Here is a 23,845-nt window from a genome sequence, read left to right on the forward strand (position 1 = left end):
GTGCACCAAGGACACATGGCAAAGAAGATGCTTATTGATGCCACCCACGCGGAAGAGACCCGCGTCGTGGTGGTCGACGGAAACAAGGTTGAGGAATTTGACTTTGAATCCGAAAACAAACGCCAGCTTGCTGGCAATATCTACCTCGCAAAAGTAACCCGCGTCGAACCGTCGCTTCAGGCGGCTTTTGTGGACTATGGCGGCAACCGCCATGGGTTCCTCGCCTTTTCGGAAATCCATCCTGACTACTATCAGATTCCGGTCGCCGACCGGGAGGCGCTGATGGAAGAAGAACGCGCCTATGCCGAGGCACAGCGCGCTCGTGATGACGAAGAAGATGCCAAGCCTGCCAGACGGCAGTCGCGGTCGCGTCGTGGCCGGACCAAAGCTGCGGATGTAAAATCCGCTGATGTGGTCGAGACCAAGGACGTCAGCCCCGAGACCGCTGAAAACGGCGCTGATATCGCGGGTATGGAAACCATCGACCTGACCGATGAGGTCGCGGTTGCTGAGACCAAGCTGGCGGACGTCCCCGAGGCTGCTCAAACTGAGGCCGCTGCTGATGACGCGACCGCTGCTGAGCCGGTTGTGGAAGAGGCCGTCAAAGATGCCTCCGACACACCTGAGGCGCAGGACGCATCCGCTGAGACCGGTGAGGCCGAGGGTGCGGCAGATACGGCGACACCTGAGGCGGACGATACCGCAGATGACGCGGAGTCTGATGACAGTGCCGATAAGGACGCTGGCGCAGATGCGACCGCGAAGGATGAGAATATCGAATCCGTCGCCGATGAGGATGACAGCGAAGATATTCGCCCGGTACGCAAACCGCGCCCACGTCGTTACAAAATTCAGGAAGTGATCAAGGTTCGTCAGGTCCTGCTCGTTCAGGTCGTTAAAGAGGAACGCGGCAACAAGGGCGCTGCCCTGACCACCTATCTGTCGCTGGCTGGCCGTTACTGCGTTCTGATGCCCAACACCGCGCGCGGTGGTGGCATCTCCCGCAAGATCACCAATGCCGCCGACCGCAAAAAGCTGAAGGACATCGCCGTTGAACTCGACGTGCCGACCGGTGCCGGGCTGATTGTCCGTACCGCGGGCGCCAAACGCACCAAATCCGAGATCAAGCGCGACTATGAATATCTGCAGCGCCTGTGGGAACAGATCCGCGAGCTGACGCTGAAATCCATCGCGCCCGCGAAGATCTACGAAGAAGGCGATCTGATCAAACGCTCGATCCGCGACCTTTATAGCCGCGAGATTGATGAGGTGCTGGTTGAGGGCGAACGCGGCTACCGCATCGCCAAGGACTTCATGAAGATGATCATGCCGTCCCACGCCAAGAACGTGAAAAACTATCAGGACCAACTGCCGCTGTTCGCGCGCTTCCAGGTCGAAAGCTACCTCGGCGCGATGTTCAATCCGACGGTGCAGCTGAAATCCGGTGGCTATATCGTGATTGGCGTCACCGAGGCACTGGTGGCCATCGACGTGAACTCCGGCCGCGCCACCAAGGAAGGCTCGATCGAAGAAACCGCGCTGAAGACCAACCTGGAGGCCGCCGAAGAGGTGGCCCGCCAGCTGCGTCTGCGCGACCTTGCCGGTCTTATTGTCATCGACTTCATCGACATGGACGAGCGCAAGAACAACGCCGCCGTCGAAAAGCGGATGAAGGACAAGCTGAAGACTGACCGCGCCCGCATCCAGGTGGGCCGGATCTCTGGCTTTGGCCTGATGGAAATGTCGCGTCAGCGTCTGCGTCCCGGCATGATCGAGGCGACCACCGCGCCTTGCCCGCATTGCCATGGTACCGGCCTGATCCGCTCGGACGACTCCCTTGCACTGTCGATCCTGCGCCAGATCGAGGAGGAAGGCACTCGCCGTCGCTCCCGCGAGGTGCTGGTGCGCTGCCCGGTCAGCATTGCCAACTATCTGATGAACCAGAAGCGCGAGCATATCGCCCAGATCGAAACCCGCTACGGTCTGTCCGTGCGGATCGAAGGGGACCCGCATCTGGTCAGCCCGGATTTCTCGCTTGAGAAGTTCAAGACCGCGTCCCGCGTGGTGCCTGTTGCCGCAGCGCCTGTGGTGTCCGTCGATACCTCGATCATGGATCAGGTTGATGCGGATGAGGCAAACGACGAGGCGGATGAGGCCGAGACTGAAACCAATGACGCCGACGTCGCAGAGGTGCAGACCGCAGGTGATGAGGGCGAGGGCGACAATAAACCCAAGCGCAAGCGTCGCCGTCGGCGTCGCCGGAAATCCTCCGGTGGGGACGGTGATGACAGCAACAACGCGGCGCAGGCTGATGCAAACGCGGACGACCAGACAGCGTCGGATGACGCCGCTGCGGACGAGGCCGACGCAAAGGCTGAGCCAGCAGAGAGCACCGATGCCAAAGAGGGCGAGGGTGACGGTGAGGTGAAGAAGCGCACCCGCACCCGGACCCGCTCGCGCAGCCGCAAGAAGAAGACTGACGAGACAGTCACAGCTGAGGCCGACGCCCCGGCGGAGACGGACGCCAAGGCAGAGCCTGTGGCTGAGGTCAAAGAGGTGGTTGAGGACGCAAAGGCGGAGGACAACAAACCTGCCGAGGCTCCGGTTGAGAGCGCAGAGACGCCCGCTGAGGCTGCTGCGGAACCCGCAGCGCTGAACGGTGACGCCGCCGCAGAGGTGCCCGCCGCCGCCGCTGAAGCAGAGACCGCCGCCATATCTGAGGAGGCCGCACCGAGCCAGATCGTGGCGGATGAGGCCACCGCTGAGGATGTTGTCGCAGATCAGGACACCCCTGCCGCTGAGGAAACAGCGCCAGAGGCTGCCGAGTCACAGACCGCAGAGGCTTCGACGGAAGAGGTAGAGACAGCCCCGGAACCGGAGCTGGCCACTGCCGAAGCTGAACCGGCAAGCCCGCCGAAGCCGAAACGGCGCGGCTGGTGGTCGGTTGGCAGCTGATCGCAAAAGACTGAAAAGGCGGGCATCAGGCCCGCCTTTTTCATGTCAGGACCATCTGGGCGCTATGTGAGGAACGATGCAAACTGAAAACACCTCTCAGTCGGAGATGCTGTTGCAAGAGTTGCTGGCAGCTGAAACCGCTGTCTGGACCGCATTGCAACAGGGCGATATCGCCGCTGACCGGGCCGCATTGCATCCGCAGTTTCTCGGCGTCTATCCAAGCGGCTTTGCCGGGCGGGACGATCATACCGATCAGCTGTCACAGGGTCCGACGGTGGCAGAGTTCAGTATCGAGGATGCGCGCGTTCTGCCGCTTGGCCCCGAAACAGCGCTGCTGGCCTACCGCGCCAGCTACACCCGTCCGGGGCAGGCAGAGGGGGAGGCTGAAGGCGCTGCAATGTATGTCAGTTCGATTTGGCAGCGTCAGGATGGCGGCTGGATCAATATCTTCAGTCAGGACACCGAAGCCCTGCCAGCGGGGGCGGAAAACCCGCTCCCCTGATCTCAGCCACCCTTGCGGATCAGATAGATCTGATGCTGCGGATTGTCGCGGATTTCCAGCAACTCATGGCCTGCCTCATGGCAGAAATGCGGGATGTCCACCACCGCAGCCGGGTCATCTGCATGCACCTCCAATACCCTACCAGAGGCCAATGGTTTCAGACGCTTACGTGCCTTTAGCACGGGCAGAGGACAGAGCAGCCCGAGGGCGTCGAGGATCTCGTTTTCGTTGGTCATCCCTTGCAGATAATCCGGTTGTTTCATCCTGTCCACAAGGTTGTGACCAGCTCCCCCCGTGACCTTTGTCAGAGGCTGGTCTAAGGGTTGGGCATGTTTGGAATTGAAATCATCGACGCAGGGCTGATCCCTGCCATGCTGGTGGCGCTGACGGCTGGATTGGTCAGTTTTCTGTCGCCCTGTGTGCTGCCCATCGTGCCGCCCTATCTGGCCTATATGAGCGGCGTCTCCATTGGAGAGATCCAAGGCACGGCGCAGGCCAGACGCAAGGCCATTGTGGCCGCGCTGTTCTTCATCATGGGGCTGTCTACGGTGTTTCTGCTGCTGGGCTTCACCGCTTCGGCCTTTGGCGCGTTTGTGCTGCAGAATCAGGAGCTTTTTGCGCAGGTCTCCGGCGTTGTGGTGATTGTCTTCGGGCTGCATTTCCTTTCTGTGTTCCGCATTCCGCTGCTTGATCGTGAGGCGCGGATGGAAACCGATCAATCCGGCGGCTCGGCGGTTGGCGCCTATATTCTTGGGCTGGCCTTTGCCTTCGGCTGGACCCCCTGCATCGGCCCTCAACTCGGCGCGATCCTGTCGCTGGCGGCGACTGAGGCTTCGGTCACACGCGGCACCTTGCTGCTGGGGATCTACGCGTTGGGGCTGGGGGTGCCGTTCCTGCTGGCCGCGATCTTCCTCACCCGCTCCATGGTGCTGATGAACCGGATCAAGCCCTACATGGGCGTGATCGAAAAATTCATGGGCGGGTTGCTGATCTTTGTCGGTGTGATGCTTGTCACCGGCCTGTTTTCTGAGTTCTCCTTCTGGCTGTTGGAAACCTTCCCGGCGCTGGCAACACTCGGCTGATCCGTGCGACCCATCGCAGCTTTTGCAGGGATCAAAAGCCCCGCTCGGCAAATCACCGGCGGGGCTTACGCTTTTGATGCAGCGCGGCTAAGCTGAGCGGACAACAACAGGCAAATCGGGCCGCGCAATCCGTGCAAGAGCAGAACCCCAAACCCCCCACAGCCAGTGCGCCGCACCGGGATCCGGACGGCGCACCGCAGGATCCGCCTGTACGTCGTCGCAAGGTCTTCTATATCCCCGGCTACGACCCGATGCCGCCGCGCCGCTACCGTGAGCTATATCGCAGTGAGGGCGCCGCGCAGGCCGAGATTTCCGGCTATCAGCTGTCTCTGGTGCCGCGTCCCAAGACCGCCACCGCGACCGACGGAGCAGGCGGCTTTGGCTGGCAGGTCCGGGCGCAGATTGAGGGGCATGAAGTCGACACCGATGTTGACGTGCTGGTCTGGTCCGACATCGTGCAGGACAGTATGGATCCATCCATTGCCGAGACCTATTGGCAGATGGTGCGTACCGCCTGGATCTATATTTCCACCGGAACGCTGCGACGGCTGATGTGGCTGCGCAAAGGGCCGGTCATTGCTGCCCTGTACCCCGTGGGGATGCTGGTGCTGCAGGCGGCGCTGGCCTTCATCGTGGCGCTGGTCATCGCGCGTCTGGGGCAGGGGGGCGTTGCCCGGCTTGGGCTGACCTCCACCTGGGGTGCGGCGCTGGCTGCACTGGTGTTTTGGGCCGCCGGTCTGGTCGCGGCAGCGATGCTGTTGCGTTGGTTCCGGCGACAGGATGGCCGTCTCTTTGCCTACTATCTGATGCATGATTACGCCCATTCCGCAGCCCTGCGCGGCGCCTACGCACCCGAGCTGGAGCAGCGTATCGCCCAATTCGCGGGTGAGATTGCCGTGGCGCTCAGCGATCCAAACTATGATGAGGTGCTGGTGGTCGGCCATTCGTCCGGGGCGCATGTCGGTGTCAGCGTGCTGGCTGATGTGCAGCGCAGCGGGCTGGCGGGGCGTCATGCGGTGCTGGGGTTTTTGAGCCTTGGGCAGGTGGTGCCGATGGTCTCCTTCCTGCCTGAGGCGCATCGCCTGCGGCGTGATCTGCGTGACCTCTCCGGGCGGGGAGATCTTTGCTGGGTCGATGTCACCGCACCGGGGGATGGCTGCGCCTTTGCGCTCTGTGATCCGGTCGCGGTCACGGGGGTGTCCCCACCGCAGAAACGCTGGCCCCTGGTTATCTCGGCGGCCTTTACCCAGACCCTCAGCCCGGCACGATGGGCGGCACTGCGCTGGCGCTTCTTCCGGCTGCATTTCCAATATCTCTGCGCCTTTGATCAGCCGGGAGACTACGACTATTTTCAGATCACGGCAGGTCCGCGCACATTGGAAAGCCGCTATCGCACCCGCAATCCGTCGCGCTCACGCATTGATGTGACGGCGTCCAAATATACTTCGGTTGGTGGATGATGGGTGATTTGCCGCACGTGGATGATCGCCCTGCCAGCGAGGCTGCTGCATCAGCTGAGGGACCTGTGATCATCCCACCAAAACCTGCGGCCCGCGCCGCCAAGGTTTCGCTCTGGCGCTATCTGCGGCTGTTTCGCGCGGATCTTCTCTCGGCGCAGCCGGCCAAGCTTTATCGTGCCTGGATGGCAGAGTTTCGCACGCCCTTCTTTCGGTCCTTTCTGGTCAATCAACCGGATCTGGTGCGCACGGTGCTAAAGGACCGCCCGGAGGTATTCCCGAAATCCAACCGCATTGGTGAGGGGCTGCGCCCGCTGCTTGGCAATTCGGTTTTTCTCACCAATGGTGAGATCTGGAAACGGCAGCGCCGGATCATTGACCCTGCATTCGAGGGCGGCCGGCTGCGTGAGATCTACCCGGCCATTCACGCCGCTGCGGAGGCGGCTGTCACACGTCTTTCTGATCAGTTGAACAAGGATCCGGAGGCGCCCATTGAAATCGAGGCGGAAACCTCCCATGCGGCAGCGGATGTGATCTTCCGCACGCTGTTTTCGATCCCGATTGAGCATCATCTGGCACAGGAGGTGTTTCACCGATTTCGGGCCTACCAGCAGGCGCAGCCCATCCTCAATCTCGCGGCCTTTGTGCCGCTGCCGCGCTGGCTGCCCCGATTTCACCGACCCGCCACGCGGCGCAATGCGGCCCGGATTCGGGGTCTGATCAGGGATCTCACGCAACAGCGCATGACTGCCATTGACGCTGGTCATGCACCGGATGATCTGGCCACCAAGATCATGAGCACACAAGACCCCGAAACCGGGGCGCGGTTCACGACGGATGAGATGGTTGATCAGGTGGCGATCTTTTTTCTGGCCGGGCATGAGACCAGCGCGTCTGCACTCGCCTGGGCACTTTACCTAGTGGCTTTGGCCCCCGACTGGCAGGAAAAAATCGCAACGGAGGCGGCGGCGCTGTCGCTGGACCAGTTTGCCGCGGCGAGCAGGTTGCGGATCAGTCGCGATGTCTTCCGCGAGGCGCTGCGCCTTTATCCGCCGGTGCCGATGATGGTCCGCGAGGCCAGCTGCCCGCAGCAATTTCGTGGCCGGACCGTGCCAAAGGGCGCGCAGGTGGTGCTGAGCCCGTGGCACCTGCACCGTCACGAACGGCTCTGGGAAAATCCGGACGGATTTGATCCGGGGCGATGGCAGACCGAGAATGGCAAGACTTGTCAGCGCGAGGCCTATATTCCGTTTTCGGCGGGGCCGCGTGTCTGTACCGGTGCTGGCTTCGCAATGATTGAAGGACCGTTGATCCTGTCGATGATCCTGCAGCGGTTGCGGGTGATACCTGTTGCGGAGCAGGAACCCGTGCCAGTCGCTCATCTGACAGTTCGGTCGAAAAACGGGATCTGGTTGCAGCTCATTCCGCGCTAGCCCAGCAGCCGTTCAATGTCCCGCTTCTGGCGACGCACCACGCCGCCTTTTGCAGGGGCTTTCGACGGGAATAGTTGCAGTAATCAGGCATCAGCGGTGAGGGGAGCAGGGGGCGGCATCTCTCTAAGATGCCAAACTTGGTTAACGTGACCTTAAGCGTCGCAGCACATGCAGGCGAATGGCTGAGGCCAAACCGCAGTCCACGCCTCTGGTCTCGTCAATTTCGGCGGCCAGATCATTGATGGCACGCCCGTCTTCAGCCGCAATCTCGCGGAAGGCCTGCCAGAACTCATCCTCCAGCGAGACCGAGGTCCGATGACCGCGCAGGGTCAGCGAGTGTTTCCGCGGGCGATTAGTCATCGTCGGTCTTAGGATCGTCGCGTTTTATGCCATCCAGTCGCCGGACGTCTTGCGCGTTGCGGGCCTTGTCCAGATCCTTCTCAGCCTTGGTTCGGCCATAGGTCACGGCATTCTGGTCAGCGCGGGCCTTTTTCTCGGCCCGCGCCTTTTCCTTGCGATACCGGTTCAGATTAACCGGGCCTGAACCGGAACCAGCCATCAGTCTTTCGGGCCGATCATCTGCTCAGGACGGACAACGGCGTCAAACGTCGCCTCATCCACGAAGCCAAGCGCGATCGCCTCTTCCTTCAGCGTGGTGCCGTTCTTATGCGCGGTCTTGGCGACCTTGGTGGCATTGTCATAACCGATTGTGGGCGCCAGCGCGGTGACCAGCATCAGCGACTCTTTCATCAGCTTGTCGATGCGCGGCTCGTTGGCCTCAATGCCGTTCAGCATCCGCTCGGTGAAGCTGTCGGCCGCATCACTCAAGAGCTGGATGGATTGCAGCAGGTTGTAGGACATCATCGGGTTGTAGACGTTCAACTCGAAATGCCCTTGCGAGCCTGCAAATTTGATCGCCGCGTCATTGCCCATGACGTGAGCCGCGACCTGCGTCAGCGCCTCGGCCTGTGTCGGGTTCACCTTGCCCGGCATGATCGAGGACCCCGGCTCGTTTTCCGGCAGGATCAGCTCACCCAGACCAGAGCGCGGGCCAGAGCCGAGGAAGCGGATGTCATTGGCGATCTTGTAGCAGCTGCCCGCAATGGTCGCGAGCGCACCGGACAGGAACACCATGGCGTCATGTGCCGCCAGCGCCTCGAATTTATTCGGCGCGGTGACAAAGGGCAGGCCGGTGATTTCGGCCATATTGGCAGCGACTTCCTCGCCCCAACCTTGTTGCGTATTCAGACCGGTGCCAACGGCAGTACCACCCTGCGCCAGCTCATAGATGCCGGGCATCGCCGCCTCGACCCGCGCCAGACCCTGGCGGATCTGATGCGCGTAGCCGCCAAATTCCTGCCCCAGCGTCAGCGGGGTTGCGTCCTGGGTGTGGGTGCGGCCGATCTTGATGATGTCCTTGAACGCCTCGGCTTTTGCCTCCAGCCCTTCGGCGAGCTTGGTCAGGCCGGGCACCAGCACGTCACGCACGGACATCGCGGTGGCGATATGCATCGCGGTCGGGAAGGTGTCGTTGGAAGACTGGCCCATATTGCAGTGATCATTCGGATGCACCGGATCCTTGGAGCCGATCACGCCGCCGAGGATCTCAATCGCGCGGTTGGCGATCACCTCGTTGGAGTTCATGTTGGACTGGGTGCCGGACCCGGTCTGCCAGACCACCAGGGGGAAGTTGTCGTCGAACTTGCCCTCGATCACCTCGCCCGCCGCTGCGATGACCGCATCGGCGATGGTCGCGTCCAGCTTGCCCGAGGCCTTGTTGGCCATGGCGCAGGCCTGTTTGATCACCCCCAACGCACGCACGATGGCGACGGGCTGTTTTTCCCAGCCGATGGGGAAGTTCATGATCGACCGCTGGGTCTGGGCGCCCCAGTATTTGTTGGCGGGGACCTCAAGCGGACCGAAGCTGTCGGTTTCGGTGCGGGTATCGGACATAAGTCTCTCTCCGTCTGATGATGACTAAATGTATGCGTCGGTATGCCGTCTACCCCGGTCCGGGCCACGAGGCAATTGCGCAGTTTCGCGCAGCATAGCCATTCCGAACCCAAGGTATAGGGGCCATTGCAGGATGAGTTATTGCACCAGATCAGAAGACCGCTAGATTAAGCGCAGATACACCCGCGACAGACAACAATCCAAAGGATCTGCCCGTGCTGACATATCAAGCCAAACCGCCACAGCAGGCCGCGATCAAGGGCAGGCATCGGCGCCCTGCGCGGGGCAGAACGCTGTCTCTGGCGCGGCTACAATGGCAGGTTCAGGCGGGGTTTCTGGCGCTGTTGATGATCATCGTGTTGGCGGGGCAGGCGATGGCAGCAGATGTACGCCCCTTCTTCGGGCGCTATCAGGGCTCGCTAGAGGTGCCCAACCCCGATGGCAGCAAGGAACAGCGCGATGCGACGGTCCGGATTGGTCCCCTCGCCAACAGTGATGACGGGTTTTATGTTCAATGGACCACGACCTCGCTGAAGAAGGACGGTCGCCGCAAAACCAAATCTTACAATGTAGAATTCCAGCCAACCGAACGGGCTGATATCTTTGCCGCCGCGATGAAGCGCAATGTTTTCGGGCATACTGTGCAGCTCGACCCGATGAAGGGGGAGCCTTACGTCTGGGGCCGGATTATCGGGGACACGCTGACGGTGTTTTCGATGTTTATCGGCCCCAATGGCGACTACGAGATGCAGCAGTATGATCGCACATTGGCGGAGGGCGGATTGGATCTTGTTTATTCCTCGCATCGCAACGGTTTTCCGCGCAAGGAATTGAAGACCTTTCTTGAGCGCCGTTAATGCCTTGGTCTGAAGCCTGTAAATATATTTATTAACAGCGTATTAAGGGGTAAACCTCATCTTATCATCACCCCAGATGTGAAAAATGCGCCGCATGGGTTATGCAGCGCATCTGTCTAAGTGGGCACCGGCCCAGCTAGGCCGGAAATTCTGTTACTTGCGGAAACTGTCGAGCGAGACGACGTCAGCGGGTTTTTTGTCCGCCGGATCTTCCTCCACCTCAATCTCGATATCATCGTCGAGTTCGGCGACCATTTCCTCAACCTCGTCGTCATCCTCCGGGGTTTCAAAGCGCAGGCCAAACTCCACAGACGGATCTACAAAGGTCTTGATCGCGTCGTAAGGAATATACAGCGGCTCCGGTGCATCGCCGAAATTCAGCGTGATGGCAAACCCGTCCTCGCCGACATCCAGATTGTCGAACCAGTGCTGCATGACCACGGTCATCTCGCCGGGGTAGCGGTCCGACAGCCAATCCGCCAGTTCCGCATCCGGGTGTGAGGTGTCAAAGGTGATAAAGAAATGGTGGTTGCCGGGCAGCCCGTGCTCCGCCACCCCATCCAGAACCGAGCGGATCAGGCCACGCATGGCCGAATGCATCAGATTTCCATAGTCAATTTCGCGGGACATTCCGATACCCTTAAGTCTCTTTGCGTTCAGAATACGGATTTCTGCCGGAAACTAAAGAGCCGCTCGTTAGGGATTCGTAAATAATTTCTGACACTAGCGGGATCACGCGTGGCATTTGCGCTGCAATTGCGCGGCTCAGATGATCTGCGCCATCGCGATCCCAAGCCCGGCCATGACGGGCAAAATCAAGGCCAGTCGGCCGCCGCATGCCAGCGCCACAACCGGCGCTGCCAGCACCAGCAGAGCGGCAGAGACATCAAGGCTGGCCATGACCGGCAGCATAAGCGAGATCGCAGGCAGCTCCAGCGTGACAGTCTCGCGAAACAGCACATGCAGCAAAAACCAGACCGACAGGTTCAGGATAACCCCCACCACAACGGCGGTAATCGCCCGCAATGCGGCGCCCAGCCGGGGATGGCTGGCAATCCGCTCCACATGAGGGGCGGCGAGAAAGATCCAGAGAAAACAAGGCATAAACGTCGCCCAAAGCGCCACCAACCCAGCCGCCAGCGCCATCCACATGCCAGAGGCCAGCGCGCCGGCCAGCATCGCCACAAATTGCGTCACCAGGATCAGCGGTCCCGGTGTTGTCTCCGCCAGCCCCAGTGCATCAATCATCTGACCGGTTTCGATCCACTGGTACTGCGCGACCACGGTTTGTGACATATAGGCCAGCACCGCATAGGCGCCGCCAAAGGTGACCACGGCCAGCTTGGCAAAAAACCAGCCAATATCCGCAAGTAGCTGTGGGCCAAACAGGCTCAGCGCGCCGAGGGGCAGCAGCCACAAACCACCCCAGAGCAACAGCGTCACCCAGACAGGTCCCGCGGTCGCGGGTGTCAGCGCCTGAGGCTCAGCCTTCTCCGAAACCCCACGCAAACTGCCGAGAAGCGCAGCGGTCAGCAGGACCAGCGGAAACGGCAGATCAAAAAGAAACAACGCGAGGAAGCCAAACGCGGCCAGTGCCAGATCCGTCCCCCCATGCAACGCCTTCTTACCCAGCCGCTGGAGGGCCTGCAAAACGATGGCAACAACTGCGGCTTTGATGCCGAGAAATCCAGCTTGCACAATCGGTTGCGTGCCAAAGTTAACGTATAGATAAACCAGTGAGGCAATCACCAATGCCCCCGGCAGCACAAACAGCAGCCCAGCCAGAACACCACCAAGGCCGCCGCGCAACCGCCAGCCGGCATAGGTGGCCAATTGCATCGCCTCAGGGCCCGGCAGCATCATGCAAAACGACAGCGCGCGCAGAAACCCGGCCTCACTCAGCCAAGGGCGGTCCTCGACCAGTTCCTTATGCATCAGCGCAATCTGAGCTGCCGGCCCACCAAAGGACATCAGCCCGATACGGCCAAAAACCCGGATCAGATCGGCCATAGCGATCGCATCGCCGCTTGATGAGGTTTTGGGATCTGCTGATATCTCGGTCATAGGCGCCCCGCTGACTGGTCGATGACCTTCTATCATTCCCCGCGCGCAGCGCCAGTGGGCGGCGACCCAGCCGCAACGGAAACCCGCAGCAACTACAGATATATCATAGGCCAACGCCCAGATGGGGCGCGCCCCTCAGGTTTCATCAGCCCAGATGAGCCGCTCGCCCGTCATGCAGATCGGCAGGCAATCCGGCGGCAGCTGGCCCAGCTGTTCGAACATCGTCATATAGTCGAAATTCGACAGAAACTCGCGGATCTGGCCATCCTGCATCCGCACAATCAACTGACCGAAATAATCCAGAGGCTCATCGGCGCGGCCATAGCCCTGCACCCGGACCCGTATCGCAACATAGTCACCATCATCCAGCGCATGGGTCAGAGTGAGGTCAAGATCATGGAAGATATTGTGCAGCGTGCCAACCACCTCCCGGTAGTCTGCGGCGATGGCGACGGCGCCATGCAGGGGGCCGTTGACCTCCAGATTGGGATGAAACATCGGCTCAACCAGATCCAGATTTTGACCAACCCAGACATCATGAAACCACTGAAAGAGCCGTTCGCTGTTTTTCATATATCCCCGAATGTCTGCAGGCAGAGGTCGACTTGACGTAGCAATCGTTGGTCTTGAACGGGCCGGTCTGGCGCGTGCGGTGTAGCGGGCTCCGCCTGCTGTTGGCTGAGTAGGTCCCAAAGGTCAGGCAGGTTTCTGCGATCAGACTGGACCACAATTCTGAACAAAGTTTGAACGCCTGGTCCAGCCCTATGGCCATCCTGCAGCTGGTGATGAGTGAAGACCATTCTCCCCGTCAGATCAAGTCTTCCTGCCAGATCAACAAGCTGGCTGACTACGGCACGGTCGCAGGCATCGGAATATGGGGGGAGGAAAGTGCAGGTTTCTGTTGCCAGGTACCTGCGAACCCCGCCTTACACGGCTAGGCATAAGGACTTAAGTTTCGGCGACATTAACAGCTTACGCTGCTACTGCCATTGCCGGAGCACGATTGTCATTTGCAATTGTACAAGTTTCGCCGATAACGGTGGCAGACAGCCGAGACAAAGCTAACCCCTTTAGACGTTCGTCGATCCTGTTTCGACCCCATGATCCCCAAATGAAGGATGTTTGGTGGAGTCGCCGGGTACCGCCCCCGGGTCCGATCCGCTTATTACGAGCGCGTTTATGTCCATAGTTCCGAAGAACAAATCTTATATAGGCAGGTTTTTGTCGGATGCAAAGGGGGCGGTATCAAAATCCTGCAAGGTTTCTGATGGTCTGCGACGGCAAGGCTGAACCCTGACGAGGCTGCGTCAGCTTGAGGCGGGACGCTGCGCGCGCGCCGCAAAAACCAGTGCCGCCAGCTTGCAGGTCTCCGCTTCCAGCGCGCTCAGATGGGTGGTGGCCGCGTCGCCATCCCCGGCCTTGATGGCCTCGACAATCCGACTGTGCAACGCAGTGATCACCGCGCGATCTCGCGCGGTGAAGGTGATCATATTCATCAGCGGTTGCATCGCCTCCACGGCACCGGCCAATTGGTAAGACAGCACCGGGTTGCCTGCCGCATCCACCAGCGCCCGGTGAAAGGTCACATCAGACGCACAAAACGCCTCATCCGAAAGACCGGGTTGGCTCTGCCGGAAAATCTCCGCGCGCATGGTGGCAAGGTGATCCGCCGTGCGCCGGGTGGCCGCCAGCGGCGCACAGGCGCGCTCCAGCGCGTAGCGGGCCTCGCAGGCGGTATCGAAACTGACGGCATTCATGCTCAGCAGCAGCGTCGACGTGGTGATCTGTTGCGCATACGCCTCCTCAAAGCTGAGCCGATTGACAAAGGCGCCGCCGGTGGCCCCACGCTGGGTGCGGATCAGCGATTGTGCGGCCAGCCGCTTCAGCGCTTCACGCACGGTGGGGCGCGAGACCTGAAACTGCTCTGCCATCTCCGCCTCCGAGGGCAGCCGCTGGTCGACAATCAACGCCCCAGTGATGATCGCATCACGAATGGCTTCGGCGATCTGGGCGGACAAATCCGCAGTACTGCGAGGGGTCAATTTCATGCTCTGGCGCCGCCTGTCGGGAGAAATCATTTGTCAGACATTTAAAAGTCTGACAAATGATTGGCAAGAGCTGAGTCGCCGTCGCGGAGCAGGAGGAGGCCCGTCGGCAGGATCGCTCAGCCAACGCACCCAGGCGCGCCGGTGCGCCAATGAATGTCAGAGGAGGACAGATCATGTTCAAAGCTTTGGTGGTGAACAAGGACGAAGACAGCGGCAAAACATCAGCTGCCGTTGAAACGCTCAGCCTGGATCAGCTGCCCGACGCAGAGGTGACGGTGGCGGTGGACTACTCCACAGTGAACTACAAAGACGGGTTGTGCATCGGTCCGGGCGGCGGGCTGGTGCGCAAATATCCCCATGTGCCGGGCATCGATTTTGCTGGCACGGTCGAGGCCTCCAACGATGACCGCTACAAGCCCGGCGACAAGGTGGTGCTGACCGGCTGGCGCGTCGGTGAGGCCCATTGGGGCGGCTATTCGCAAAAGGCCCGCGTGCGCGCCGACTGGCTGGTGCCGCTGCCAGAGGGGATCGACACGCGGCAGGCGATGGCGGTGGGTACCGCAGGCTTTACCGCGATGCTGTCGGTGATGGCGCTGGAGGATCACGGGCTGACACCGGACCGTGGCCCGGTGCTGGTCACCGGGGCTGCGGGCGGTGTTGGCTCTGTGGCCACCGCGATCCTTGCCAACCTCGGCTATGATGTGGCCGCAGTGACCGGCCGCCCCGAGACGGCGGAGTACCTGACCGTCCTTGGTGCCACGCAGATTGTGCCGCGCGAAGAGCTGAACGAAACCGTCAAACGCCCGTTGGAGAGCGAAAACTGGGCCGGCTGCATTGATGCCGTCGGCGGCGCAATGCTGGCGCGTGTGCTGGGCCAGATGAAATACGGCGGTTCGGTTGCGGCGGTCGGGCTGGCTGGCGGGGCAGGGCTGCCGGCCACCGTGATCCCGTTCCTGTTGCGCGGTGTGAACCTGCTGGGCATCGACAGCGTGATGCAACCCTATGGCAACCGGCTGCGGGCCTGGCAGCGGGTCGCCACCGACCTGCCGATGGAGAAGCTGGAGGCGATGGTTCAGCCCGCCACCCTGTCGGACCTGCCAAAGCTTGGCGCCGATATTCTGCAAGGGCAGGTGAAAGGGCGCGTGGTCGTGGATGTGAACGGCTGACGCGGGCAGGCGTCACCCGCCCAAACCCCGGCCCACACTCAGGCCCAGACTCAGGCCGACACTCGACCCGGAATTTGCCCAACATTCTGGCGAGAAGGTACAGAAGCGCGCAGCCCGGCTGCGCGTTTTTTCACATCGGTCGACCAGCCCATCCTGATGGTGCGCGCGTAGGGCGCATAAGGCGCGACAATCACGCGGTTTTCTGCTACACTCGACCTCTGCACCCGACCGCGCCGCCGCTGCGTGCCAGCGCGCGACCCTCTGCTCTGGCATAGGCTCTGACCGGTCAGGCAGGGCGAACCGCGCGCGCATCGTCTGAGCGCTCCTGCGATTTTTTCACGATCGGCGGGAACCCGCGCAGCCGATGAGCGGTTGAGACACTGGACGTTCACATAAGACAAAGCAGGGACACCCATGACAGATGAAACGGCCAATCAGGGCATACCCGCCCCCGACGGTGAGGCCGCCGTCATCGACACCGAATATGAAATTGGACAGGACAATTTAGAGGGATCGGTGGGGCCGATCGGATTTGACATCCACAACCCCGTGTTCATGGTCTCCGGCATCAGCATCATGCTGTTTGTCTTCTACGCGCTGGTCCTCCCCGAACAGGCCGCCGCTTTCTTCGGCTGGCTGCGCCCGGCGGTGACCAGCTCCTTTGATTGGTTTTTCCTCAGCGCGGGCAATATTTTCGTGCTGTTTTGTTTTTTCCTCATCGTCTCACCCTGGGGCAAGGTACGTCTGGGCGGTGCGGATGCGGCACCCGATTACACTTATACTGGCTGGTTCGCGATGCTGTTCGCTGCAGGCATGGGCATCGGCCTGATGTTCTACGGCGTCAGCGAGCCGATGAGCCATTATTCCACCTCCTTCGGCGGGGTGAGCATGGGCGAGAACGGCGCCCGCACCGATTGGGCCCCCTTGGGTGGGGCCGCAGGGGACAGCGCGGAATCCGTGCGTCTGGGCATGGCGGCAACGATCTACCACTGGGGCCTGCACCCCTGGGCGATCTACGCCATTGTTGCGCTGTCACTGGCGCTCTTTTCCTTCAACAAGGGGCTGCCGCTGACCATCCGCTCGGCCTTCTACCCGATTTTCGGCGAACGGGTCTGGGGCTGGACGGGCCATGTGATCGATATCCTTGCGGTCTTTGCCACGCTCTTTGGTCTTGCAACCTCCCTTGGCTTTGGTGCGACACAGGCCAACGCGGGGTTGAATGAACTCTTTGGCGTGCCGGTCGGCTCCACCACCGAAGTGATCCTGATTTCCGCGATCACCGCCGTGGCGCTGGTGTCGGTGGTGCGTGGCCTTGATGGCGGCGTGAAGGTGCTGAGCGAGCTGAACATGGGGCTGGCCTTCCTGCTGCTGATCTTCGTGCTTCTGGTTGGGCCAACCCTGCTGATCATCACCGGTTTCTTCGACAGTCTGATGGCCTATGTGCAGTATCTGCCTGCCCTCTCGATGCCCTTCGGGCGCGAGGATACCAATTACAGCCAGGGCTGGACCGCCTTTTACTGGGCGTGGTGGATCAGCTGGTCGCCTTTCGTCGGGATGTTCATCGCCCGCGTCAGCCGGGGCCGCACCGTGCGGGAATTCATCATCTGCGTGCTGCTGATCCCCAGCCTGGTCTGTGTCCTGTGGATGAGCGTTTTTGGCGGCACCGCGATCCATCAGGTGGTGGCGGATGGTTATACCGGTGCGCAGGATGCGGCGCTTGAACTGAAGCTGTTCAAGATGTTGGATCAGCTGCCGCTGGCGTCCATCACCTCCTTTGTCGGGATCCTGCTGGTGATCGTATTTTTCGTCACCTCCTCGGATTCCGGCTCGCTGGTGATCGACACGATCACCGCGGGGGGTAAGGTCGATGCGCCGATGCCGCAGCGGGTGTTCTGGTGCGTGTTCGAAGGCGCCGTTGCGATTGTGCTGCTGCTTGGCGGCGGTCTGGTCGCCCTGCAGGCGATGGTGATCTCAACGGGCCTGCCGTTCACGGTGGTGCTGCTCCTGATGTGCTGGGCAATCCTGCGCGGATTGCAAAGCGAGCCGCGCTGACAGGCCTGACCCCTTAGGTGCAAACATCTGACAGAAAAAACGCCCCGGAGATCATCCGGGGCGTTTTGCAGGTCTGGGCTGCGGTCCTTACGCACTCAGCCCGTGGCCTCATAAAAGCCGACGGAATTGCCGTCTGGATCCTTGGCGTAGAAAAAATGCCCGCCCGGCAGCGAGACCGCTTCCGACACCACCTGCCCACCGGCATCTGTTACCCGCGTCATGACCTCTGCCAGCGCGCCTTCGGCGGCCAGATGCAGGGTCGGGCCGACACCATCCGGGGCCGGTGTGCCGGGATAGATGCTCAGCGCAACGCCGTTTGCCGGGTCTTTCGGGCGAAACAGCAGCATCGGGTTCGGCCCATCGGTGACCAACTCCAGCTCAGCACCTGTCACATGCTGATAAAACCGGGTCGCGGCGTCCATATCGGTCACGGGGATTTCGCCCCAGACCAGAAAATCCTTCGGAGTATATGCCATCATCTGCGTCCTTTCCTGCTGATGTGGCTCCTTGCTACCCGTCGCTGTTGCCAGAAAATGTCATCAGCGCCGCAACGGCAGCTGTCGGCAGGCATCACCATCGGCGCTTGACCTCATGCACCATCATCGGCACTCCTTTCGAAGACAGACATAAGGAGAGACCATGGCCCTCGATATCGATTTCGTCCGCAGCCAGTTTCCGGCATTTGCAGCAGCGAATTTGCAAGGTCAGGCGTTTTTTGAAAATGCCGGCGGCTCCTATACCTGCCAGCCGGTGATCAACCGGCTCACCCGGTTTTACACTGAACGCAAGGTGCAGCCTTATGCGCCCTATGAGGCCTCGACACTGGCAGGCGCTGAGATGGACGAGGCGCGGCACCGCCTGGCGGGCATTCTCGGGGTGGATCGTGATGAGCTGAGCTTTGGCCCCTCCACCACCCAGAACACCTATGTGCTGGCGCAGGCCTTTCGTCAGTTCCTGTCTCCGGGAGAGGCCATCATCGTCACCAATCAGGACCACGAGGCCAACAGCGGTCCGTGGCGGCGTCTCGCCGATGCAGGGATTGAGGTCCGCGAGTGGCAGATCGACCCGCAGACCGGCCATCTGGATCCGGCGGATCTGGAAAACCTGCTGGATGAAAACGTCCGTCTGGTCTGTTTTCCCCATTGTTCCAATGTGGTCGGGGAGCTGAACCCGGTCACCGAGATCACCGCACTGGCCCATGCGGCGGGCGCTTTTGTCTGCGTGGATGGCGTCTCCTACGCACCGCACGGCCTGCCCAATGTTGGCGAGCTGGGGCCGGACATCTATCTGTTCTCCGCCTACAAGACCTACGGGCCGCATCAGGGGCTGATGGTGATCCGCCGTGCCTTGGGGGAGCTGCTGCCCAATCAGGGACATTTCTTCAACGGTGACTCGCTTTACAAACGCTTCACCCCGGCGGGGCCGGATCATGCGCAGGTCGCGGCCTGCGCCGGTATGGCCGACTATATTGCGACACTGGCCCATCACCACGGTGGCCCGCTGACCGAAGGGGCGACGCAGGGCGCCTTTGTCCACGATCTGATGCGCGCCCATGAGGTGGAGCTGCTGCAACCGCTGCTGGACATGGTGAAGGACCGCAATGATCTGCGCCTGATCGGCCCGTCTGATGCCAGCAAACGCGCGCCCACCGTGGCACTGGCGCTGGATCGGTCGGGCGAGGGAGTGGCAGCAGAGCTGGCGGAGCACGGCATCATGGCCGGTGGCGGCGATTTCTACGCGCTGCGCGCGCTCAATGCGATGGGGGTATCGACCAGCGATGGTGTGCTGCGGCTCAGTTTTACGCATTACACCTCGAAAAAGGAGATGACACAGCTGATGGAGGCCCTAGATCGCGTCTTGAGCAAGTGACGAGACCCAAAGGACAGGCGCTTCATGACTGACGAGAAACCGAGCAACGCCCCGATCATCTGGTGGGTGCGGCGCGACCTGCGTCTTGCCGATAACCCTGCGCTGGCGGCAGCTGTTGCTGCCGATGTTCCGGTTATCCCTGTCTTTATCTTTGATACGCTGGACGAGGATCTGGGGGCCGCGCCACGGTTCCGGCTGGGGTTGGGGCTGGCGCATCTGGCCAAGGAATTGGAGCGGCGCGGCGCGCGGCTGATCCTGCGTCGAGGGCCCGCGCAGGAGGTGCTGACACAGCTGATCACAGAAACCAGTGCGGGCGCGGTCCACTGGACCCGCGCCTATGACCCGCAGGCCATCGCCCGCGACACCGACATCAAGGACCAGCTGAAGGGGCAGGGAATTGCGGCGAAATCCTTTGGCGGCCATCTGCTGTTTGAGCCCTGGACGGTCGAGACCAAAACCGGCGGCATGTACCGGGTCTATTCGCCCTATTGGAAGGCTGTGCGCGACCGCGACGTTGACGGGCTGATCGCCGCCCCCTCACGGATCCCGGCGCCGGCGCATTGGCCGGCCTCAGATGATCTCGACAGCTGGCAGCTGGCTGCCGCCATGCGCCGTGGCGCAGATGTGGTGGCGCAATACTGCCGCGTTGGGGAAGATGCCGCGCAGGCGCGGCTGGCAGAGTTCCTCGACACCCGCGTCGCCGACTACAAACAGGATCGCGACTTTCCGGCTGTGGATGCCACCTCAGGCCTGTCTGAAAACCTCGCCTGGGGAGAAATCAGCCCGCGCCGCATGTGGCATCACGGGTTGGAGGCGCGCCGGGCCGGTAAATCCGGCGCTGAGCATTTTCTCAAGGAAATCGTCTGGCGCGAATTTGCCTATCACCTGATGTTCCACACCCCCCATATTCTGACCCGCAACTGGCGTCCGGAATGGGAGCATTTCAACTGGTCGGAGCGTGACGATGACAAGGTCGACGCCTGGCGGCGCGGCCAGACAGGGTATAATTTCGTCGATGCCGCCATGCGCGAACTCTATGTGACCGGCAAGATGCACAACCGCGCCCGGATGATCGTGGCCAGCTTTCTGACCAAACATATGCTTACCCATTGGCGCATCGGTCAGCAGTGGTTTGAGGAGTGTCTGGTGGACTGGGACCCGGCCTCCAACGCCATGGGCTGGCAATGGGTGGCAGGCTCCGGCCCTGATGCCTCGCCGTTCTTTCGGATTTTCAACCCCGATGGTCAGCTGGAGAAATTCGACGCCAAAGGTCGCTACCAATCCGCCTGGATCGCCGAAGGGCAGGCCAATCCGCCGCAGACGGCGTTGGATTTCTACCACGCGACACCCTTCTCCTGGGGGCTGTCGCCTCAGGACAGACGCGCCAGCCCCTTCGTTGATCTGAAGGAGGGGCGCGCCCGCGCGCTGGAGGCTTACGGCCAGCGGGAACTGCCCGAGGACTGACAGATCCCTTGCCAGAAGCGCCTGATTTGGCCTAGCCTTTTGGGCGGGCACGTCTTGGGGAGGAGAGAATGGCGCTCACACAGACCAATGGACAGGCCAATCTGCCGCGCTACTTCGCAGCGATCTTTGACCAGTTGCAGGCGCTGGAGGTGGGGCAGCTGGACATCCATCTGCCGGACGGGCGGGTGTTCCGCGTCAGCGGCCAACGGCCCGGTCCGGTGGCCGATCTGCGTATCCACAACCCCGACTGCTTTGCCCGGCTGATCCGCGAGGGGGATCTGGGGTTTTCCGACGCCTATCTTGATGGCTGGTGGAGCACCTCGGATCTGCAGGCCTTCATGGATCTGATACATCTTGGGTCTGAAACGGTCTATGACGGCTTTCCGGGGCGCGGGTTGATCCGGGCCTATGAACAATTCCGATTCTGGCTGCAACGCAATCACCGCGCGCAGGCCAAGGCGAATATCTCCTACCACTATGACCTCGGCAACGCATTCTACGGGCTGTGGCTGGACGACACGATGACCTATTCCAGCGCTCTCTTCGATACCGGCCAGGAAAGTCTGGAGACCGCGCAGACCGCCAAATATGCCTCCATGGTGGATCAGATGGGCGTGAAACCCGGCGATCATGTGCTGGAGGTCGGCTGTGGCTGGGGCGGCTTTGCCGAATATGCTGCCCGCGAACGCGGCCTGCGGGTGACCGGCCTGACCATCAGCGAAGAACAGCTGAAATACGCCCGAGAGCGCATTGAAAAGGCAGGGCTTTCCGACCGGGTTGAGCTCAGGATGCAGGACTATCGCGACTGCGAAGGCACCTTCGATGGCATTGCCTCCATCGAGATGTTCGAGGCTGTCGGCGAGAAATACTGGCCCGCCTATTTCAATATGGTCCGTGACCGGTTGCGCCCGGGCGGGCAGGCCACCTTGCAAATTATCACCGTCGCTGACCGGCGCTGGACCGTCTACAAACGCGGCGTCGATTTCATCCAGAAACATATTTTTCCCGGCGGCATGCTGCCCGCGCCAAAGATCCTGCGCCAACAGGTGGAACTTGCCGGGCTGCAGGTCATGAAATCGCTCGAATTCGGTGATAGCTACGATCAGACGCTGCGGCGCTGGCACGCCACATTCAACAACCGCTGGGACGAGATTGCTGCTATGGGATTTGATGATCGCTTCAGGAAAATGTGGAATTTCTACCTCACCTCCTGCGCGGCCGCGTTCAAGGCTGAGACCTGCGACGTCACCCAGATCACGCTTGCCCACCGCTGACCGAAAGCCCCGATCATGCCCACCGCCGCCCGATTGATTGCCGCCCTCAGCATGGCTCTTGTCGCTATCGCCGTCTCCTTCCTGATCATGCCGCTGATGCCAGAGGGCACGGATTTTGGCTATTTCGTGCCCTTCAATGCCGCGCTTGGCGTGCTGATTGGCTGGGTCTGGGTGGGGCGCCATGTGGGGCGCGGGGTGGTCAATGCCATCAATAACGGGCTGACCGGTGCCGCGCTTCTGGTGCTGTGGGGGCTGTTCTTTCAGGGCGCATGGGAGATGTTCCGCCTCGCCATGCGCAATCGCTACGACGGCCCGTTTGAGGCGCTTTCGGCAATTTTTGTCATCGGATTGGATTTCTTTTTTGTGATGGCGGTGCCACATGTGTTGCTGGCGCTGGTGATTGGCGGCATCTTCTCTGGCCTGGTGACCGAGAACGCCGCAAGACGCTGGCGCTGAAACAACATATTTCCAATAGGATACAGACTGTGGCTGATCTTTTTGTCTATGGCACCCTGCGCCATCTGCCGCTGCTTGAACTGGTGCTGGGGCGGTCCGGTGCCGCGCTGGATGCCGTGCCGGCGCATCTGCCGGACCACGGCGCCTTTGCGGTGGTGGATCAGCCCTTTCCCGCGATTGAGGCCCGCGCCGGACACCGCGCCCCGGGGCTCTTGCTGCGGGGGCTCACGCAGGACGATATCGACGCGCTGAATTTCTACGAAGGCGGGTTCGACTATACGCTGCGCCGCGTCACGGTGGAGCTGGACGCAGGCGGCAGCGCCCCGGCGGATGTCTATTTCCCCGATCCGGGCCTCTGGCAGACCGGCGCGCCCTGGGATCTGGCCGCATGGCAGGCCGACTGGGGCGCCTTGTCCTTGCGCGCGGCAGAGGAGGTCATGGCCTACCGTGGCCGACTGACCCCGGCTGAGGTTGCAGCCCGCTTTCGCCCGATCCGTATTCGCGCTGCCGCGTGGTTGGCGGCGCAGAACCGGGCCGAGGATCCCGCTCACGATCTGACCCGCGATGTCGTCGTGCATGAGCATAAGCGCGCTTATGTAAATTTCTTCGCCATGGAGGAGATGGACCTGCAATTCCGCCGCTACGACGGCAGCCTCAGCCCGGTGGTGAACCGGGGCGCGGCGCTGGTGGGGCAGGCGGCGGCGGTGCTGCCTTATGATCCGCGCCGCGACGCGGTGCTGCTGATCGAACAGTTTCGCGCGGCCACCTATATCGCGGGCAACCGCCGCCCGTGGATGTGGGAGCCGGTGGCAGGGCTGATTGATCCCGGCGAGACGCCCGAACAGGCGGCCCACCGCGAGGCGATGGAGGAGGCCGGTCTGACCATCGACCAGCTGGAAACCGTGACACGGGTCTATCCGTCCAGCGGCGCGTCGGGCGAGTTTCTGCATATCTTTGTAGGCGTTTGCGATTTTGACAATATCGCAGGCGGCGGCGGGCTGGAGAGCGAGAATGAGGATATTCGCAGCCAGATCATCTCCTATGATGACTTGATGCGCGGTGTTGATGGTCACATCTATCAGGACATGCCACTGGTCACCGCCGCACTCTGGCTGTCACGTCATCGTGACCGGTTGCGTCACGGCGAACCCTGACAAGGCGGCGGGCAACCTAGCATGTGATCTGCATCTCGGCTTGTGGTTGTCCAATGCCT

22 protein-coding genes and 1 other RNA gene are annotated in these 23,845 nt (G+C 61.3%); 13 read left to right on the plus strand and 10 right to left on the minus strand.

Going from position 1 to position 23,845, the window contains the following annotated elements; translation table 11 throughout:
* Positions 1–15: 15 nt before the first annotated feature.
* Positions 16–2,955 carry a ribonuclease E/G gene (locus D1820_RS02855; protein WP_118067808.1) on the plus strand — a complete coding sequence of 980 codons (2,940 nt, stop codon included), beginning with the start codon at positions 16–18 and terminating at the stop codon, positions 2,953–2,955.
* A 76-nt stretch (positions 2,956–3,031) separates the two neighbouring features.
* The gene (locus tag D1820_RS02860) at positions 3,032–3,457 is read left to right on the plus strand and encodes a nuclear transport factor 2 family protein (RefSeq protein ID WP_118067809.1); all 426 of its coding nucleotides are present in this window, start codon (positions 3,032–3,034) and stop codon (positions 3,455–3,457) included.
* Between the two features lie 2 nt (positions 3,458–3,459).
* Here the strand turns inward: D1820_RS02860 and D1820_RS02865 are convergent, their stop codons facing one another.
* Positions 3,460–3,720, minus strand: coding sequence for a sulfurtransferase TusA family protein (locus D1820_RS02865; RefSeq protein ID WP_254683349.1), 261 nt, complete (start codon positions 3,718–3,720; stop codon positions 3,460–3,462).
* A 66-nt stretch (positions 3,721–3,786) separates the two neighbouring features.
* Between D1820_RS02865 and D1820_RS02870 the strand changes: the two genes are divergently transcribed.
* The 3 genes from D1820_RS02870 to D1820_RS02880 all read left to right on the plus strand — a co-directional run bounded on the left by D1820_RS02870 (position 3,787) and on the right by D1820_RS02880 (position 7,429).
* Positions 3,787–4,539 carry a cytochrome c biogenesis CcdA family protein gene (locus tag D1820_RS02870; protein ID WP_096789055.1) on the plus strand — a complete coding sequence of 251 codons (753 nt, stop codon included), beginning with the start codon at positions 3,787–3,789 and terminating at the stop codon, positions 4,537–4,539.
* Between the two features lie 251 nt (positions 4,540–4,790).
* Positions 4,791–5,999: a SoxR reducing system RseC family protein gene (locus D1820_RS02875; protein ID WP_162894119.1), complete on the plus strand. Its 1,209-nt coding sequence runs from the start codon at positions 4,791–4,793 to the stop codon at positions 5,997–5,999.
* Complete coding sequence (locus D1820_RS02880) at positions 5,999–7,429, plus strand: cytochrome P450 (protein ID WP_118069994.1); 1,431 nt, start codon at positions 5,999–6,001, stop codon at positions 7,427–7,429. The genes D1820_RS02875 and D1820_RS02880 overlap by 1 nt, the downstream gene beginning before the upstream one ends.
* Positions 7,430–7,570: 141 nt before the next feature.
* On the opposite strand, the gene D1820_RS02885 is transcribed toward D1820_RS02880, so the two are convergent.
* Genes D1820_RS02885 through fumC form a run of 3 tightly spaced genes read right to left on the minus strand, consistent with a single transcriptional unit; the run spans position 7,571 to position 9,382 of the window.
* Positions 7,571–7,789, minus strand: a complete 219-nt coding sequence (locus D1820_RS02885) for a ribbon-helix-helix domain-containing protein (protein WP_029601902.1) — start codon at positions 7,787–7,789, stop codon at positions 7,571–7,573.
* Positions 7,782–7,988 carry a DUF4169 family protein gene (locus tag D1820_RS02890; RefSeq protein WP_118067811.1) on the minus strand — a complete coding sequence of 69 codons (207 nt, stop codon included), beginning with the start codon at positions 7,986–7,988 and terminating at the stop codon, positions 7,782–7,784. Before D1820_RS02890 ends, D1820_RS02885 begins: the two co-directional genes overlap by 8 nt.
* Entirely contained in the window at positions 7,988–9,382 is a 1,395-nt protein-coding gene (fumC, locus tag D1820_RS02895; RefSeq protein WP_118067812.1) for a class II fumarate hydratase, read from the minus strand. The genes D1820_RS02890 and fumC overlap by 1 nt, the downstream gene beginning before the upstream one ends.
* A gap of 215 nt (positions 9,383–9,597) precedes the next feature.
* Between fumC and D1820_RS02900 the strand changes: the two genes are divergently transcribed.
* Positions 9,598–10,239: a hypothetical protein gene (locus D1820_RS02900; RefSeq protein WP_118067813.1), complete on the plus strand. Its 642-nt coding sequence runs from the start codon at positions 9,598–9,600 to the stop codon at positions 10,237–10,239.
* A gap of 153 nt (positions 10,240–10,392) precedes the next feature.
* Here the strand turns inward: D1820_RS02900 and D1820_RS02905 are convergent, their stop codons facing one another.
* The 5 genes from D1820_RS02905 to D1820_RS02930 form a co-directional block, all read right to left on the minus strand.
* Entirely contained in the window at positions 10,393–10,869 is a 477-nt protein-coding gene (locus tag D1820_RS02905; protein WP_118067814.1) for an SspB family protein, read from the minus strand.
* Between the two features lie 135 nt (positions 10,870–11,004).
* The gene (chrA, locus tag D1820_RS02910; protein WP_118067815.1) at positions 11,005–12,303 is read right to left on the minus strand and encodes a chromate efflux transporter; all 1,299 of its coding nucleotides are present in this window, start codon (positions 12,301–12,303) and stop codon (positions 11,005–11,007) included.
* A 135-nt stretch (positions 12,304–12,438) separates the two neighbouring features.
* On the minus strand, positions 12,439–12,876 hold the full coding sequence (locus D1820_RS02915) for an ester cyclase (protein ID WP_118067816.1): 438 nt from the start codon (positions 12,874–12,876) through the stop codon (positions 12,439–12,441).
* Positions 12,877–13,190: 314 nt separating this feature from the next.
* Positions 13,191–13,542: a transfer-messenger RNA gene (ssrA, locus tag D1820_RS02925) on the minus strand.
* 68 nt (positions 13,543–13,610) lie between these two features.
* Positions 13,611–14,351 carry a FadR/GntR family transcriptional regulator gene (locus tag D1820_RS02930; protein ID WP_118067818.1) on the minus strand — a complete coding sequence of 247 codons (741 nt, stop codon included), beginning with the start codon at positions 14,349–14,351 and terminating at the stop codon, positions 13,611–13,613.
* A gap of 173 nt (positions 14,352–14,524) precedes the next feature.
* Between D1820_RS02930 and acuI the strand changes: the two genes are divergently transcribed.
* Positions 14,525–15,517, plus strand: coding sequence for an acryloyl-CoA reductase (gene acuI, locus D1820_RS02935; protein WP_118067819.1), 993 nt, complete (start codon positions 14,525–14,527; stop codon positions 15,515–15,517).
* A gap of 414 nt (positions 15,518–15,931) precedes the next feature.
* The gene (locus tag D1820_RS02940; RefSeq protein ID WP_040168876.1) at positions 15,932–17,569 is read left to right on the plus strand and encodes a BCCT family transporter; all 1,638 of its coding nucleotides are present in this window, start codon (positions 15,932–15,934) and stop codon (positions 17,567–17,569) included.
* Positions 17,570–17,664: 95 nt separating this feature from the next.
* Here D1820_RS02940 and D1820_RS02945 read toward each other — a convergent pair whose 3' ends face one another.
* Positions 17,665–18,045, minus strand: a complete 381-nt coding sequence (locus tag D1820_RS02945; protein WP_014874505.1) for a VOC family protein — start codon at positions 18,043–18,045, stop codon at positions 17,665–17,667.
* 163 nt (positions 18,046–18,208) lie between these two features.
* Here D1820_RS02945 and D1820_RS02950 point away from each other — a divergent pair, with 163 nt between their 5' ends.
* From D1820_RS02950 to D1820_RS02970, 5 genes are all read left to right on the plus strand, one after another.
* Complete coding sequence (locus tag D1820_RS02950) at positions 18,209–19,438, plus strand: aminotransferase class V-fold PLP-dependent enzyme (protein WP_118067820.1); 1,230 nt, start codon at positions 18,209–18,211, stop codon at positions 19,436–19,438.
* A gap of 24 nt (positions 19,439–19,462) precedes the next feature.
* Complete coding sequence (locus D1820_RS02955; RefSeq protein WP_118067821.1) at positions 19,463–20,902, plus strand: deoxyribodipyrimidine photo-lyase; 1,440 nt, start codon at positions 19,463–19,465, stop codon at positions 20,900–20,902.
* 68 nt (positions 20,903–20,970) lie between these two features.
* Positions 20,971–22,176: a cyclopropane-fatty-acyl-phospholipid synthase family protein gene (locus tag D1820_RS02960; protein ID WP_014874508.1), complete on the plus strand. Its 1,206-nt coding sequence runs from the start codon at positions 20,971–20,973 to the stop codon at positions 22,174–22,176.
* 15 nt (positions 22,177–22,191) lie between these two features.
* Positions 22,192–22,632: a TrgA family protein gene (locus D1820_RS02965; RefSeq protein WP_040178340.1), complete on the plus strand. Its 441-nt coding sequence runs from the start codon at positions 22,192–22,194 to the stop codon at positions 22,630–22,632.
* A 29-nt stretch (positions 22,633–22,661) separates the two neighbouring features.
* The gene (locus D1820_RS02970; RefSeq protein ID WP_118067822.1) at positions 22,662–23,786 is read left to right on the plus strand and encodes an NUDIX domain-containing protein; all 1,125 of its coding nucleotides are present in this window, start codon (positions 22,662–22,664) and stop codon (positions 23,784–23,786) included.
* The last annotated feature ends 59 nt before the right edge of the window (positions 23,787–23,845 follow it).

The sequence above is a fragment of the Phaeobacter sp. LSS9 genome (assembly GCF_003443595.1).
Classification (GTDB): domain Bacteria; phylum Pseudomonadota; class Alphaproteobacteria; order Rhodobacterales; family Rhodobacteraceae; genus Phaeobacter; species Phaeobacter piscinae.